Origin of the sequence: Azospirillum sp. A23, assembly GCF_042938965.1 — a bacterium.
GTDB classification, from domain to species: domain Bacteria; phylum Pseudomonadota; class Alphaproteobacteria; order Azospirillales; family Azospirillaceae; genus Azospirillum; species Azospirillum melinis.
In genome coordinates this window covers 48,768-64,578 of record NZ_CP170665.1, presented here as the reverse complement: position 1 = coordinate 64,578, position 15,811 = coordinate 48,768, and the positions used below count along the sequence as shown (strand labels likewise).

Sequence of the window (15,811 nt, the reverse complement as noted above, 5' to 3'; positions counted from 1 at the left end):
ATGTCTCTATCTTCACAATAGAGAAGTCACGTTTGATCTATACTCGTCATTTACTGATACGCATAGGGCGGGAACGTCCTGCTTTATCTGTGGCATTAGCCCGTACAGCACGAATCACTCGAATGTTTATTTTATTATTTTCCTTCGTGATAACGAAAATTCCTGGACTGTTTCACTACCTCTCCGATCTTTCGGGTAAACGAGGAAAACCGAAGGTCCGTTCCCCCAGCCGCTCTTTTTGGGAACGGACCGCCTCTTCCATGCCCTTCCGCCACCCCTCCGGCCGGGCCGATGCTTTCGCTTGAACGCCGCCGGAGCGGGGGTTATGGTCGGCCGGCCGCAGACGGGGAATACTCTAAATTGTTTAACTCTCAGTCGGGAAACCCTACGGTAGCGGGTTTCGGCGCCGGTCCCTTTGCCCTTTTCCAGACCGCCTGGCATCACAGGTCGCTGATCCTGCGGCTGGCCCGGCGGGAGATCGACGCCCGGTACCGCGGGTCCGTGCTGGGCATCGTCTGGGCGGTGCTGAACCCGATCCTGATGCTGGCGGTCTACACCTTCGTCTTCTCGGTGGTGTTCCAGGCGCGCTGGGGCGCGACGGGGGGAAGCAACACCGAATTCGCCCTGCTGCTGTTCTCCGGCCTGATCCTGTTCAACGTGCTGGGCGAATGCCTGAGCCGGGCGCCCGGCCTCTTGCTGGAGAATGTCAGCTACATCAAGAAGGTGGTCTTCCCCCTGGAGATCCTGCCGCTGGTGTCGCTGGCGGTCGCATTGTTCAACGCCGGCATCGGCTTCGTCATCCTGGTGGTGTTCCATCTGATGGTGGCCGGGCTGCCGCCGCCGACAGCGCTGCTGCTGCCGCTGGTGCTGGTGCCCTTGTGTCTGACCACGCTGGGTCTCAGCTGGTTCTTCGCCGCCGCCGGCGTGTTCCTGCGCGACCTGCGGCAGGTGGTGGGGGTGGCCGTCACGGTGCTGATGTTCCTCAGCCCGATCTTCTATCCGATGACCGCGATCCCCGAGCGCTTCCGCGCCATCCTGCACCTCAATCCGATGACCGCGATCCTGGAGCAGTCGAAGGACCTGCTGTTCTGGGGCCGCGTCCCGTCGCCGGTCGACTGGGGTCTGGCGACGCTGGGCGCCTGGGCGGTGGCGTGGCTCGGCTATCTCTGGTTCATGAAGACCCGCCGGGGGTTCGCCGATGTCGTCTGAGACCGATACCTCCGCCACGGCCGCCGATACCCCTGTCGTCATCCGCGCCGAGGGGCTGGGCAAGGCCTACGCCATCTTCAAGCGCCCGCAGGACCGGCTGAAGCAGATGCTGGTGCGCGGCCGGCGCAAATATTACGACGAGTACTGGGCGCTGCGCGGCGTCGACCTGGAGGTCCGCCGCGGCGAGACGGTCGGGCTGATCGGCCGCAACGGTTCGGGCAAGTCGACCTTTCTCCAGCTGCTCTGCGGCACGCTGACGCCGACCTCCGGCCGCATCGCGGTCGACGGGCGCATCGCGGCGCTGCTGGAGCTGGGCGCCGGCTTCAACCCGGAATTCACCGGCCGCGAGAACGTCTATCTCGCCGCCTCGGTGCTGGGCCTGTCGAACGCGCAGATCGCCGAGCGCTATGAGTCCATCGCCGAGTTCGCGGGCATCGGCGACTTCATCGAACAGCCGGTGAAGCTCTATTCCAGCGGCATGTACGCCCGCCTCGCCTTCGCGGTGGCGGCACATGTCGATGCCGACATCATGATCGTCGACGAGATCCTGGCGGTCGGCGACGCGTCCTTCACCCAGAAATGCATGCGCTTCATCCACCGCTTCAAGGAGCGCGGCACCCTGTTCTTCGTGTCGCACGACACCGGACAGGTGGTGAACCTCTGCGACCGGGTGGTGTGGCTGGACAACGGGTCGGTGCGGGCCATCGGCCCGGCCAAAGAGGTCTGCCACGACTATCTGGCGGCGCTCTACAGCGACCAGGACACCTCGCGCGGCTTCCGCATCGGCGGGGCGCGCCAGGCGCTGCCCCAGGCCAGGCGCGAGGAGCCGGTGGAGGACGCCCGCGCCGAGCTGCTGAAGGGCTCGCAGCTCCGCAACGCCATCGAGCTGTTCGACTTCAACGACAGCGGCCCCTGGTTCGGCAACCGCGGCGCCACCATCGCCAACGTCTCGATCCTGGATGCCGAGGAGCAGCCGCTCAGCGTGCTGGAGGGCGGCGAGGTCATCGTGCTGAAGGTGGATTGCCGGGCCGACCAGCAGGTCTACCGCCCCATCGTCGGCTTCTACGTGAAGGACAAGCTGGGCCAGAACCTGTTCGGCGACAACACCTTCCTCAGCTACCAGCTCGACCCCGTCACCATCCCGGCCGGCCAGGACTTCGCCGCCCGCTTCCGCTTCCAGATGCCCTACCTGCCCAGCGGCGACTTCTCCATCACCGTGGCCCTCGCCGAGGGCACGCAGGAGGACCACGTCCAGCACCATTGGGTCGAGGACGCGCTGTTCTTCAAGGTCCATGCCAGCCACGTCGTGCGCGGGCTGGTCGGCATGCCGATGCTGGCGATCACCCTGGAAGCGGAAGGGGCGTCGGCCCCCCAGCCAACCTCCCAACCGACCCCCGCGACAAAATAGCGACAGGCCGCGAATACCCCCCGGACTGAGGCAGGAAAACCGCAGTTCCGGGCATTGTTGGGCACCGCAAAGCGGGTTCCGGACAGCGGCTTGCATTCCGGCTTGGTGTCAGCGTATGTGTGTCGGCGGCTGTGACGGGACCGTCCGCCGGGCCTGAAACGGTGTCCCGATGGACCGCACCCCGCCGCGAAGCCAGGCAGAAGAAGAGGCACAGGTGGATTCGTTTTTGAAGGACCAGGGATCGGACGCTCTCCGTCGCATCTGCCGGCCGATCACGCTCCTGACCCCGGATCTCGTCACGGCGCCGGCCTCCTGGCTCGGCCATGTCCCCTTCGCCTTCTGGATCGTCGAGGCGCTCCGCCCGGACAGCCTGGTGGAGCTGGGAACGCACACCGGCAACTCCTATGCCGCCTTCTGCCAGGCGGTCCGCCATGTCGGGCTGCCGACCTCCTGCTACGCCGTCGACACCTGGGCCGGCGACCCGCAGGCCGGCTTCTACGGCGACGACATCTACAACAAACTCGCCGCCTACCATGACCCGCGCTATGCCGGCTTCTCCCGCCTGCTGCGGATGACCTTCGACGACGCGCTGCTCCATTTCGCCGACGGCAGCGTCGATTTGCTGCACATCGACGGGCTGCACACCTACGAGGCGGTGCGCCACGATTTCGAGACGTGGCTGCCGAAGATGAGCCGCCGCGGCGTGGTGCTGTTCCACGACATCAATGTGCGCAAGGACGATTTCGGCGTCTGGCGCCTGTGGGACGAGATCACCCGGGACCGACCGTCCTTCAGCTTCCAGCATTCCAACGGCCTTGGCGTGCTGGGCGTCGGCGAAGATCTGCCGGACGCGGTGCGCGAGCTGTTCGCCGTGCAGAAGGCCGGCGGCGAGGGGCTGCGGGCCGTCCGCAACTGGTTCGACCGGCTGGGCGACGCCGCCATCGAGGCCGAGACCATCCAGCGCCTGGAAGAGCAGGAGAAGCACCTGCGCACCGAGGTGGCGATGGTCCGCAAGGTGCTGGACGACCAGATCGCCCACAGCGAAGACCTGAAGGGCATGATCGCGACGCGCGACCGCGACATCGGCGTCATCCAGGGCTGGCTCGGCGACCATCAGGCCGAAATCCGCCGCCAGGGCGATGCGCTCGCCGAAATGGCGCAGGAGCTGGCCGAGCGCGAGCACGAGCTGGCCGACCGCGAGCGCAACCTCGCCGCCCATGCCCGCGAACTGGTCGCCCGCGAACAGGCCATCGCCCATCTGCACGGCGTGGTGGCCAGCCGTGACCAGCACATCCACAGCCTGGTCAACTCGACCTCCTGGAAGCTGTCGGCGCCGGTGCGCAAGCTGGGCCGCCTGACCCAGAAGGCCGGGCGCTTCTACCGCCGCCGCCTGCACAGCATCACGCTGGAGCCGCTGCACGACGTGGCGCCGAGCCCGCAGGGCGGCTACGAGGCGACCGGCAGCGACCCCGCCTTCCTGCTGCGGTCGGACCGCGGCCGGCTGCCTGGCCACTGGTGCGTGATCTCCTACCGGGTGGTCCGCGCCTCGGCCCCGCTGGTGCCGGTGATCTATGTCGACGACGGCAACGGCTTCGACGAGCGGACGATGATCCGCCTGCCGGTCGACACGGTGGGCGAGTTCCGCCAGCTGGCCCTGCTGCCGCAGACGGTCAAGGCCCTGCGCTTCGACCCGGCCACCCGGCCGGTGTCCTTCGAGATCGCCGACTTCACGATCCGCGAGATCGGCAAGACCAACATCCTGCTCGACTATGTCCGGCAGAACCAGCCGGCGCGCGTGCTGGACTATCTGCGCCGCCATGGCTGGCAGGCGACCAAGCAGCGCGTCCTGCAGGAACTGCAGCCGAACCGCTGGTCGGCCGACTACAAGTCGTGGGTGCGGATGTACGACACCCTGACGCCGGAGGACGCGACGGCGATCAAGGCCGACATCGCCCGCCTGCCGGCGCGCCCGCGCTTCTCCGTCGTCATGCCGGTCTACAACACGCCGGAGACCTACCTGCGCGAGGCGCTGGACTCCGTGCTGGCCCAGTTCTATCCGGACTGGGAGCTGTGCATCGCCGACGACGCCTCCACCGCCCCGCATGTGCAGACGGTGCTGGCCGAGTACAAGACGCGCGACAACCGGATCAAGCTGGTCCGGCGCGAGACCAACGGCCACATCTCCGCCGCCAGCAACAGCGCGCTGGATCTGGCGACCGGCGATTTCGTGGCGCTGATGGACCATGACGACCGGCTGCCGCCGCACGCCCTCTATGCGGTCGCCGCCGAGCTGGCGCTGCATCCCGACACCGACATCCTCTATTCCGACGAGGACAAGATCGATGCGGACGGCGAGCGCTACGACCCGCATTTCAAGTCCGGCTTCAATCTGGACCTGCTGCACGGCCAGAACATGGTCAACCACCTGGGCGTCTTCCGCCGCTCGCTGATCGAGCAGGCCGGGCGCTTCCGCCTGGGCTTCGAGGGCAGCCAGGACTATGACCTGACGCTGCGCGCGGTCGAGGCGACGGAACCGGCGCGCATCCGCCACATCCCGGCGATCCTCTACCACTGGCGCGTCTTCCCCGAATCCGCGGCCTTCTCCACGGTCGAGCTGCCGCGCGCCACCGCCGCCGCCCACAAGGCGCTGACCGAGCATTTCCAGCGCCGCGGCGTCGACGCCACGGTGGAGACCTCGCCGTCGACCGCCCGCTTCACCCGCATCCGCTACGCCCTGCCGGCGAAGCTGCCGCGGGTGTCGCTGATCGTGCCGACGCGCGACAAGGTGGATCTGCTGAAGGGCTGCGTCGACGGGCTGCTGCACCGCACCGACTATCCGGACCTTGAGATCCTGATTGTCGACAACAACAGCGAGGAAACGGCGACCTTCGCCTATTTCGACACGCTGAAGGACGAGCCGCGGGTGCGGGTGCTGACCTACAAGGCGCCCTTCAACTACTCCTCGATCAACAACTTCGCCGCCGCCGAGGCGACCGGCGAGGTGCTGGGCCTGATCAACAACGACATCGAGGTGATGGAGCCGGGCTGGCTGGCCGAGATGGTCTCCCATGCCCTTCGGCCGGAGGTCGGCGCCGTCGGCGCCAAGCTCTATTACGCCGACGGCACCATCCAGCATGCCGGCGTCGTCACCGGCATCTGCGGCGTGGCCGGCCATGTCCACAAGGGTCTGACCCGCGACGCCTACGGCTATTTCAGCCGGGCCCAGCTGACCCAGGACCTGTCCTGCGTCACCGCCGCCTGCCTGATCCTGCGCAAGGAGATCTTCGACGAGGTCGGCGGGCTGAACTCCGAGAAGCTGGCAGTCGCCTTCAACGACGTCGATTTCTGCCTGCGCATCCGCGAGAAGGGCTATCTGGTCGTCTGGACGCCGTTCGCCGAGCTGTACCATCTGGAATCGGCCTCGCGCGGGCCGGACACCGCCCCCGACAAAGTCAAGCGCTTCATGGGCGAGGTCGCCTACATGCAGGAACGCTGGGGCGACAGCCTGCTGGAAGACCCCTATTACAACCCGAACCTGACGCTGGACGCCGAGAATTTCGGGCTGGCCTTCCCGCCGCGCACGGTCAAGCCCTGGCTGCGCAAATCCTGCCCCGAGCTGCGCAAAGAACGCCTGAAGGAAAGCATCTGAGCCATGGACGTCGTCTCCCTCGACATTCCCGACGTAAAGATCATCCGTCCGAAGAAGTTCGGCGACCATCGCGGCTTCTTCTCGGAAACCTACACCAAGAAGACGTTCGAGGCGGCCGGGCTGCACTACGACTTCGTCCAGGACAACCAGTCGCTGTCGGCCGAGGTCGGCACCATCCGCGGCCTGCATTTCCAGCTGCCGCCCTTCGCCCAGGACAAGCTGGTGCGGGTGGTGCGCGGCGCCATCCTGGACGTGGCGGTCGACATCCGGAAGGGCTCCCCTACCTTCGGCCGGCATGTCAGCGCGGTGATCAGCACGGCGGAGTGGAACCAGATCCTGGTGCCGGTCGGCTTCGCCCACGGCTTCTGCACGCTGGAGCCGGACACCGAGGTCATCTACAAGGTGACCAACTATTATTCGCCCGAGCATGACCGCGGCCTGCTGTGGAACGATCCGGATCTCGGCATCGACTGGCCGGTGTCGGCGGACAAGGCGCGGCTGTCGGACAAGGACCACAAGCATCCGACCCTGGCGCAGCTGACCGACCTGTTCTGACGGCGGGTCCCGGTTGGCGGCTCCGGGTTCGGGGCACTCAAAGCTTTTGCACAACGGGGGCCGCGGGCGGCCCCGATTTTCGGCGGTAAGGTGGTTTGATGACGCGCATTCTCGTCACCGGCGGCGCCGGTTTCATCGGCTCGGCGGTGGTCCGCCAGCTTCTCGCCGAAACCGACGCCTTCGTCGTCAATGTCGACAAGCTGACCTACGCGGCCAACCTGTCCTCCCTGCCGGGCGCCGAGGGCAACCCGCGCTACGCCTTCGAGAAGGTCGACATCTGCGACGCCGCCGAGCTGAGGCGGGTGTTCGACACCCATCAGCCCGACGCGGTGATGCATCTGGCCGCCGAATCCCATGTCGACCGCTCGATCGACGGGCCGGGCGAGTTCATCCAGACCAACGTGGTCGGCACCTTCCGCCTCTTGGAAGCGGCGCGCGGCTACTGGTCGGCCCTGCCGGCCGACCGCAAAGAGGCCTTCCGCTTCCACCACATCTCGACCGACGAGGTGTTCGGCACGCTGGGCGACGACGGCTTCTTCACCGAGACCACCGCCTACAGCCCCAACTCGCCCTATTCGGCCAGCAAGGCGTCGAGCGACCATCTGGTCCGCGCCTGGCACGAGACCTACGGGCTTCCGGTGGTGCTGACCAACTGCTCCAACAATTACGGCCCCTACCATTTCCCGGAGAAGCTGATCCCGCTGATGATCCTGAAGGGTCTGGCGGGCGAGAAGCTGCCGGTCTACGGCAAGGGCGACAACATCCGCGACTGGCTCTATGTCGAGGACCATGCCCGCGCCCTGCGGCTGGTTCTGGAGAAGGGCCGGGTCGGCGAGAGCTACAACATCGGCGGCCACAACGAGCGCACCAACCTGGAGGTCGTCCGCGCCATCTGCGCGCATCTCGACGAGATGGACCCGGCCGGCGCTCCGCACGACCGCCTGATCAGCTTCGTCACCGACCGCCCCGGCCATGACAAGCGCTATGCCATCGACGCCGGCAAGATCGAGCGCGAGCTGGGCTGGACCCCGCAGGAGACCTTCGAGAGCGGGCTGCGCAAGACGGTCGCCTGGTATCTGGAGAACCGCGGGTGGTGGCAGGCCATCCTCAACGGCTCCTACCAGGGCGAGCGGCTCGGCCTGACCGATGAGGGAGCTGCGTCGTGAAAGTTCTCATCCTCGGCAGCAACGGCCAGCTCGGCTTCGAGCTGATGCGCGCCAACTGGGCGCCGGGCACCGATGTGGTCGGCCTGCCCTATCCCGAATTCGACGTGACCCGGCCGGGCGACGTGGACAAGGCGGTCGCCGCCCACGCGCCGGACCTGCTGGTCAACGCCACCGCCCACACCGCCGTCGACAAGGCCGAGAGCGAGGTCGACCTGTCCTTCGCCATCAACCGCGACGGGCCGGGCGCCATGGCGGAGGCCTGCGCCGCGCGCGGCATCCCCTTCATCCATGTCTCGACCGACTATGTGTTCGACGGGACGAAGGACGGTATCTACACCGAGGACGACCCGATCAACCCGCTGGGCGTCTATGGCGCCAGCAAGGCGGCGGGCGAGGAGGCGGTGCGGGCGGCGACGGCTGAACACGTCATCCTGCGCACCTCCTGGGTCTACAGCGCCTACGGCAACAACTTCGTCAAGACGATGCTGCGCTTCGGCAAGGAGCGCGAGGAGATGCGGGTGGTCGCCGACCAGCACGGCTCGCCCACCGCCGCCGCCGACCTCGCCGCCGCCATCGTGCAGATCGCCGGGACGATAGAGAAGACGGGCGCCGCGACCTGGGGCACCTACCATCTGACCGGCAGCGGCTATACCACCTGGCACGATTTCGCCGAGCACATCTTCCGGCGGCTGGAAGAGCGCACCGGCAAGCGGCCGCGGCTGACCGCCATCGGCACGGCCGACTACCCGACCCCGGCGCGCCGCCCGGCCAATTCGCGGCTGGACTGCTCCCGCGCCAGGGAGCGTCTCGGCGTCGCCTGCCCGCCGTGGCAGGAGAGCGTCGACCGCGTGATCGACGAGCTGTTCACCAACCCGCCGCAGGCGTGAGGACGAAGACCATGAAGGGCATCATCCTGGCCGGCGGGTCCGGCACCCGCCTCTACCCGGTGACGCGGGCGATCAGCAAGCAGCTGCTGCCGATCTACGACAAGCCGATGATCTATTTCCCGCTCAGCACGCTGATGCTGGCGGGCATCCGCGACATCCTGATCATCACCACGCCGCACGACCAGCCGCTGTTCCAGACGGTTCTGGGCGACGGGTCGCAGTGGGGCCTGAACCTGACCTACGCGATCCAGCCCTCGCCCGACGGGCTGGCCCAGGCCTTCATCATCGGCCGCGAGTTTGTCGGCAACGACAGTTGCGCGCTGGTTCTCGGCGACAACATCTTCTACGGCCACGGCCTGACCAACATCCTGCGCGCCGCCGGCGAGAAGACCGAGGGCGCCAGCGTCTTCGCCTATGCCGTGCGCGATCCCGAGCGCTACGGCGTGGTGGAGTTCGACGCGCAAGGCCGGGCGCTGAGCATCGAGGAGAAGCCGGTCGCCCCGCGTTCCAAATGGGCGGTGACCGGGCTTTACTTCTACGACAACGACGTGCTGGACATCGCCGCCGCGGTGAAGCCGTCGGCGCGCGGCGAGCTGGAGATCACCTCGGTCAACGCCGCCTATCTCGATCTCGGCAAACTGTCGGTCGAGCAGATGGGCCGCGGCTATGGCTGGTTCGACACCGGCACCCACGACAGCCTGCTGGAGGCGGCGGAGTTCGTCCGCACCATCCAACACCGCCAGGGCCTGCAGATCGCCTGCCCGGAGGAGATCGCCTACACCTCCGGCTGGATCGACGCCGAGCAGGTCCGCCGTCTGGCCGAGCCGCTGAAGAAGAACGACTACGGGCGCTATCTGCTCGGGCTGCTGGGCTAGCATCAGGCGGCTCCCCGCACCCACAGCCAAGACAGGATGGACGCCATGCAGGCCCTGACAAACCGCAAGCGCGTGCTCGTCACCGGGGGCGCCGGCTTCCTGGGCTCGCACCTGTGCGAGCGGCTGCTGGCGGCCGGCAACGACGTGCTGTGCGTCGACAACTTCTTCACCGGCAGCCGCGACAACGTCCTGCACCTGCTGGACAACCCGCATTTCGAGCTGATGCGCCACGACGTGACGTTTCCGCTCTATGTCGAGGTCGACGAGATCTACAATCTCGCCTGCCCGGCCTCGCCGATCCATTACCAGCACGACCCCGTCCAGACGACCAAGACCAGCGTGCACGGCGCCATCAACATGCTGGGGCTGGCCAAGCGGGTGGGGGCGCGGATCATGCAGGCCTCGACCTCGGAGGTCTACGGCGACCCGGCGGTGCATCCGCAGCCCGAGGAGTATTGGGGCAACGTGAACACCATCGGCCCGCGCGCCTGCTACGACGAGGGCAAGCGCTGCGCCGAGACGCTGTTCTTCGACTATCACCGCCAGCACAGGCTGGACATCAAGGTGATCCGCATCTTCAACACCTACGGCCCGCGCATGCACCCCAACGACGGGCGCGTGGTGTCGAACTTCATCATCCAGGCGCTGAAGGGCGAACCGATCACCATCTACGGCGACGGCCAGCAGACGCGGTCCTTCTGCTATGCCGACGACCTGATCGAAGGCTTCCTGCGCTTCATGGCCACGCCGGCCGGCGTCACCGGCCCGATCAACCTGGGCAATCCCGGCGAGTTCACCATGCTGGAGTTGGCGGAGAAGGTGATCCGCCTGACCCGCTCGGCCTCGACGATCGAACATATGCCGCTGCCGCAGGACGACCCCAAGCAGCGCCGCCCCGACATCGCCAAGGCCCGCGCCCTGCTGGACTGGGAGCCGGCCGTGCCGCTGGACGAGGGGCTGGACCGCACCATCGCCTATTTCCGCGGGCGGTTCTTCGCCTGAGGAGGCGAGGGGCAGCCGGACACCCGCTTTTGGATATACAATTGACATATACGTGTTTGGGATATACGGTCTGGATTTCCTGAAGACTGCGAGGGCGCCATGGCCGTCCGCACGACCTTGTTCCAGTCCAACCGGACCCAAGCGGTTCGCCTGCCGAAGGATGTCGCCTTCCCTGGAGATGTGCGCGAAGTGCTGATCGTCCGCGAAGGCGACCGGCGCATCATCGTCCCCGCCGACCGTGCATGGGACGACTTCTTCGACTCTCCTGGGGTTGCGTTTCCGGATCGGGACCAGCCGGCAATGCAGGAGCGCGAAGCGCTGTGATGCTGCGGTACATGCTGGACACCAACCTGTGCATCCGCGTGCTGCGTGACCGGCCTCCTGGCCTGCGCGAGCGGTTCAACGCGGAAGCGGGCGCGCTCTGCATCTCCACCGTCACGTTGGCTGAGCTGCTGCATGGCGCGGCCAAATCGGCACGACCGGTGGAGCAGCGTCACGAGGTCGAGCGCTTGGTTGGCCGGTTGGAGGTGCTGCCGTTCGACGAGACTGCAGCGGGGCATTATGGCGAGATCCGCACGGATCTGGAACGACGCGGAACGATCATCGGCCCGTACGACTTGATGATCGCAGGGCACGCGCGCAGCCGGGGCCTGACCGTCATTACCGGCAACCTGGGTGAATTCCGACGCGTCGATGGTCTGATGTCCGAGGACTGGCTCAGTGACGCATAATCTGAAATAGGCGGATTATCGGGAAAGCACGCAGTGCATCCCCCCTAACCCCGCTTTCAGCGGACCGGAGGTCCGCCTGTCGCGTCAGCGCAAACTTCGTTTGCGCGTTAGCGGGAGGGAGAGGGGCTCATGAGCCGTTCCTCCCAGGAAAGCGCCGAGGCGACGATAGTTTCCAGGTCGGCATGGCGCGGGGTCCAATCCAGGGTACGGCCGATGCGCTCGACGCCCGCCACCAGGGCCGGCGGATCGCCGGCGCGGCGCGGACCGATGCGCATGGGCAGCGGCTTGCCGGTTACCCGCTCCACCATCGCCAGAACCTCGCGCACCGAATAGCCGCGGCCGTAGCCGCAGTTCATCACCTCCGACGCGCCGCCCGCCTCCAGATGGCGGAGTGCGGCGACATGGGCGTCGGCGAGGTCGCTGACATGGATGTAGTCGCGCACGCAGGTGCCGTCCGCCGTGTCGTAATCGTCGCCGAAGATCTGCAGCTCCGCCCGCTGGCCGGTGACGGTCTGGGCGGCGATCTTGATCAGGTGGGTGGCGACCTTCGACACCTGGCCGGAGCGGCCCTGCGGATCGGCGCCGGCGACGTTGAAATAGCGCAGCGCCACATATCTCAGATCATGCGCCGCTGCGGTGTCGCGCAGCATCCACTCCGTCATCAGCTTGGAGGAGCCGTAGGGGTTGATCGGGCTGGTCGGCGTCTGTTCGTCGATGGGCAGCCGCTCCGGCATGCCGTAGACGGCGGCGGTGGAGGAGAAGATGAAGCGGCCGATCCCGGCCTCGACGCAGGCCTCCACCAGGGCGTGGCTCTTCACCGTGTTGTTGCGGTAGTAGGCGAGCGGCCGCTCCACCGACTCCGGCACGACGATGCTGCCGGCGAAATGCATCACGGTGCCGATGCCGTGGCGGGCGAAGGTGTCGGCCAGCAGGGGCTTGTCGCCGACGTCGCCCTCGACCAGCGGCACCCCATCGGGCAGGGCCGAACGCCGGCCGGTGGACAGATCGTCCAGCACCACGACGGCGCGTCCCTGGTCGCGCAGGGCCAGCACCACATGGGAGCCGATATAGCCGGCGCCGCCGGTCACCAGCACGGTCGCGTTGTCGCTCGTGGTCATGTCCGCTCTTCGTCTTCGATTGGGGTCGATGGGGCAGAGTCGGAAGATAGTCGCCCGCCCATGCTGCACTGCGGGCTTTTCCGCCGAACGGGCGACATCATTCGAACGGCCTCCAACGCCCCGCTCCACCCCGATGGGCAGCCGGATGGAGAGCGGGGGGCGCTAGTCGAGGTAGTAGCGCAGGATGACCGTCCGCTGGACCACCAGGATGCTGACGATCGGGAAGAGCCAGACCATCCAGGTCAGGCCGCGCTCCAGCACGCCCGTCATGCCGGCAGACCAGTGGCCGGCAGACCAGCCGCCGGCAGACCAGCCGCCAGCCGGTTCCTGCCGGCCGCTGGCGAAGGCCAGCGGCAGCAGGACCGCCAGCGGCAGGAAGTAACGCCCCTGCACGCCGTCGACCCACAGCTGGCCGACCGGCGTCCACACCATGTAGAGCGCCCCGAACAGCAGCGCCCCGGTCGCCAGCACGACGGCCGCGGTCACCGCCGAGGCCCGCGCCGGCGCGCCGGAATACCAGTCCGCCGCCCGGCGGCCGAGCAGCAGCGGCAGGAAGGACAGCAGCAGAACCAGATAGGCGGCGCTGTAATAGGGCTTGGGCAGCCTTGTATCGACCCAGCCGAGGATGCCGACGAACTGCTGGTAATACTCGTTGCCCCAGACCTGGAAGGTCTTCACCGCGATGGTGAAAACGGCAAGCGGGTTGTCGAGCAGGAAGCGGAGCTGGCCCATGGCGTCGGTCGGCGCGTCCTGGCGGATCAGCGGCGTCTGCACGGCAAGCGCCATCCACACCGCCCAGCCGACGGCGGCGGCCAGCGAGGCGGCGACCGCGAGACGCTTCACCGCCGCCCGCTCGGCCGGGACCGCCAGCGGCATCAGGCAGAGCAGGGCATAGGGCTGCTTGGTCATGCCCACCAGGGCGAAGCAGACCGCACTGGCCCAGACCTCCGCGCTGCGCAGCGGCCGGCCTTCGGACAGCGCCCGGGCCAGGAAGGCGATGCCGAGGGCGGTGACGGTGATGACCAGCCCGTCCTGGCTCATCGAGGCGTAGAGCGAGACCGACATCGGCAGCAGCAGCACGGCGAACAGCGGCAGATGCGCCCGGCCGGCCAGCAGCAGGGCGAAGAAGCCGACGGCGATGCAGGTCAGCGCGTTGGCCGCCCGCGCCAGATAGAGCGTCTGCACCACCGGCAGGTCGATGGCCTTGCCGACCGCGATGGCGGCGGCCTGCGGCAGGTAGAAGAAGGGGGGGTAGGGGGCGGTGTTCTCCGCCGCGACGTTGAAGACCCGGCCGTCCCAGCGGGCGGTGAAGGACTTGGCGAAATCCTCCAGGTTGGCCCTCTCGTCCGGTTTGAAGGGGACGTGGTGGAAGGGGAAATAGGCCTCGATGATCGCGACGTCGGACGGGCCGCCCGCCGCGATCCGCCCGTCGGTCTGAACCTTGGCGGCCACCCAGTAGCCATGGGTGATCATGTTGGCCCGGTAGATGTGGGCGGGCTCGTCGGCGGTCTGGAAGGGCGGCAGGCTCCAGACCAGAAAGAATGCCGAGAGGGTTGCCAGAACGGCAAAGAGGAACGGACCTATCCGCTGCATCACCAGACCTGTCGCTGAAGGGGCTGGTGGGTGGGTACCCCATCCGCCGGGCAGGCGCCACTTGGAAACTTTGACGCAGCAGGGAAGGGGCTGGGGACGGACCCGGCCCGTTACGGCTCGCGGATGCTTTCGTCCAGCGCGCGGATGACAGGGTAGAGGAAGTAGGACAGGACCGAGCGGGTGCCGACGCGGATCTCGGCCGAGGCGACCATGCCGGGGCTGAGCAGCGTGCCGGCGGGCACCCCCTCCAGCCGGGTGTCGGTCAGGCGGATGCGGGTGCGGAAGACGGCGCCGGCGGCCGGGCGGGGGCCGTCCGGGTTGATGGCGGCGGCGCCCTGGGCGCCTGAGGGGTCGTGGGTGAAGGCGTCGGCGCTGATGGTCCGGATCTCCCCGGGCAGGGTGCCGTGGCGCTGGAAGGGGAAGGCGTCCAGCTTCACCCGCACAAAGTCGCCGACGCGGACCAGGCCGATGTCGCGCGACGGGATTTCCGCCTCCACCTCCAGCGGCACGTCGGCGGGCACCAGGGTGACCAGCGGCTCGGCCTCGCGGATGACGGAGCCGACGGAACGCTTGGCCACCTCCAGCACCACCGCATCGACCGGGGCGGTCAGGGTGACCAGCGAGCGGCGGCGCTCGGCCTTGGCGATCTGCTCGACCAGCGTGGCCCGCTGGCGGCTCTGCTCCACCAGTTCCTCCGCCGTCTTGCGCCGCCATTCGTCGACGAAGGCGGCGCGGTCGGCCTGGACGCCGCGCAGCTCGTGCGCGCTCGCCTGCTCGCGGTCCTGAAGGGCGGTCAGCTCGTCGCGCATGCGCAGCCGCTCGACCCGCGCCTCCAGCCAGGTCAGGCGGGACCCGGTCTGGCGTTCCTGAAGCTGGCGGCGGATGTCCTCGACCTCGCCCACCACGGCGAGGCGCTCGGCAAGCCCGGCCTGGGCACGGCGGCCGGCGGCGATGGCGCTGTCCAGCTGCCCGGCCTTCTCGTCGAGCGAGGCGAGGCGGGAGCGGTATTCGGCGCGGCGGCGCTCGAGGATGGCGGCCTGCACGGCCGCATCGGGATTGCCGGCGGCGGGGAGGAAGTCGCCGCCGTCCAGCTCGGCGCGCAGTCGGCCGATCTGCGCCTCGACGCTGGCGAGCTTGGCGGTCAGGTCGGCCAGATCCGCCGCGGCGAAGGTGGGGTCGAGCGTCGCCAGCCGGTCGCCGGCCCGCACACGGTCGCCGACCTGCACGTCGACGCCGCGCACCACCGCGGTCTCCAGCGGCTGGGCCACCACCAGCGGCGCCGTGGTCAGCAGCCGGCCGCCGGCGGTGACGATGCGGTCGACCTGGGCGAAGCCGGCCCACAGCACCAGCGCCACCAGCAGTCCGGCCAGCACATAGAGGGTGGAGCGCGCCGCCCGCGGCAGCGGCGCATGCTCGATGGCCGCCCCGTCCGGCAGATAGTCCAGCGCGAAGCCCGGCGGCGGCGCCGACGGGGCGGGCAGGGCGGCACGGCGGCGCGACGGAGAGGATGGGGGGGCGGGTTTGGCCGGAACGACCTCGCGGCCGGTCTCCGCCCGTGCTGCGTCCCGGCGGTCGATTTCGGGCACCCCTGCTTCGGGCATCTGCGTGTCGGGCATGG

13 protein-coding genes are annotated in these 15,811 nt (G+C 68.0%); 10 read left to right on the top strand and 3 right to left on the bottom strand.

What is annotated here, in order from left to right:
- The first annotated feature begins 360 nt into the window (after positions 1-360).
- From ABNQ40_RS08405 to ABNQ40_RS08360, 10 genes are all read left to right on the top strand, one after another.
- Positions 361-1,209: an ABC transporter permease gene (locus ABNQ40_RS08405; RefSeq protein ID WP_199235187.1), complete on the top strand. Its 849-nt coding sequence runs from the start codon at positions 361-363 to the stop codon at positions 1,207-1,209.
- Complete coding sequence (locus ABNQ40_RS08400; protein ID WP_109047034.1) at positions 1,199-2,617, top strand: ABC transporter ATP-binding protein; 1,419 nt, start codon at positions 1,199-1,201, stop codon at positions 2,615-2,617. Before ABNQ40_RS08405 ends, ABNQ40_RS08400 begins: the two co-directional genes overlap by 11 nt.
- Positions 2,618-2,831: 214 nt before the next feature.
- Positions 2,832-6,266: a glycosyltransferase gene (locus ABNQ40_RS08395; RefSeq protein WP_247879443.1), complete on the top strand. Its 3,435-nt coding sequence runs from the start codon at positions 2,832-2,834 to the stop codon at positions 6,264-6,266.
- 3 nt (positions 6,267-6,269) lie between these two features.
- The gene (gene rfbC / locus ABNQ40_RS08390; RefSeq protein WP_109047036.1) at positions 6,270-6,821 is read left to right on the top strand and encodes a dTDP-4-dehydrorhamnose 3,5-epimerase; all 552 of its coding nucleotides are present in this window, start codon (positions 6,270-6,272) and stop codon (positions 6,819-6,821) included.
- Positions 6,822-6,919: 98 nt separating this feature from the next.
- A complete protein-coding gene (rfbB, locus tag ABNQ40_RS08385) occupies positions 6,920-7,987 on the top strand; it encodes a dTDP-glucose 4,6-dehydratase (protein ID WP_109047037.1) in 1,068 nt (355 codons plus the stop codon).
- Positions 7,984-8,874, top strand: a complete 891-nt coding sequence (gene rfbD / locus ABNQ40_RS08380) for a dTDP-4-dehydrorhamnose reductase (RefSeq protein ID WP_109047038.1) — start codon at positions 7,984-7,986, stop codon at positions 8,872-8,874. The genes rfbB and rfbD overlap by 4 nt, the downstream gene beginning before the upstream one ends.
- An 11-nt stretch (positions 8,875-8,885) precedes the next feature.
- Positions 8,886-9,749 carry a glucose-1-phosphate thymidylyltransferase RfbA gene (rfbA, locus tag ABNQ40_RS08375; RefSeq protein ID WP_109047039.1) on the top strand — a complete coding sequence of 288 codons (864 nt, stop codon included), beginning with the start codon at positions 8,886-8,888 and terminating at the stop codon, positions 9,747-9,749.
- Between the two features lie 45 nt (positions 9,750-9,794).
- Positions 9,795-10,751: a UDP-glucuronic acid decarboxylase family protein gene (locus tag ABNQ40_RS08370; protein ID WP_199235188.1), complete on the top strand. Its 957-nt coding sequence runs from the start codon at positions 9,795-9,797 to the stop codon at positions 10,749-10,751.
- Between the two features lie 99 nt (positions 10,752-10,850).
- The gene (gene vapB, locus ABNQ40_RS08365) at positions 10,851-11,075 is read left to right on the top strand and encodes a type II toxin-antitoxin system VapB family antitoxin (protein WP_109047040.1); all 225 of its coding nucleotides are present in this window, start codon (positions 10,851-10,853) and stop codon (positions 11,073-11,075) included.
- Positions 11,075-11,482 carry a type II toxin-antitoxin system VapC family toxin gene (locus tag ABNQ40_RS08360; protein WP_109047041.1) on the top strand — a complete coding sequence of 136 codons (408 nt, stop codon included), beginning with the start codon at positions 11,075-11,077 and terminating at the stop codon, positions 11,480-11,482. The genes vapB and ABNQ40_RS08360 overlap by 1 nt, the downstream gene beginning before the upstream one ends.
- 107 nt (positions 11,483-11,589) lie before the next feature.
- On the opposite strand, the gene galE is transcribed toward ABNQ40_RS08360, so the two are convergent.
- The 3 genes from galE to ABNQ40_RS08345 form a co-directional block, all read right to left on the bottom strand.
- Positions 11,590-12,600: a UDP-glucose 4-epimerase GalE gene (gene galE, locus ABNQ40_RS08355; protein ID WP_109047042.1), complete on the bottom strand. Its 1,011-nt coding sequence runs from the start codon at positions 12,598-12,600 to the stop codon at positions 11,590-11,592.
- A gap of 162 nt (positions 12,601-12,762) precedes the next feature.
- Entirely contained in the window at positions 12,763-14,193 is a 1,431-nt protein-coding gene (locus ABNQ40_RS08350; RefSeq protein ID WP_109047043.1) for a DUF2142 domain-containing protein, read from the bottom strand.
- Positions 14,194-14,303: 110 nt separating this feature from the next.
- On the bottom strand, positions 14,304-15,809 hold the full coding sequence (locus ABNQ40_RS08345) for an HlyD family type I secretion periplasmic adaptor subunit (RefSeq protein WP_109047044.1): 1,506 nt from the start codon (positions 15,807-15,809) through the stop codon (positions 14,304-14,306).
- Positions 15,810-15,811: the final 2 nt, after the last annotated feature.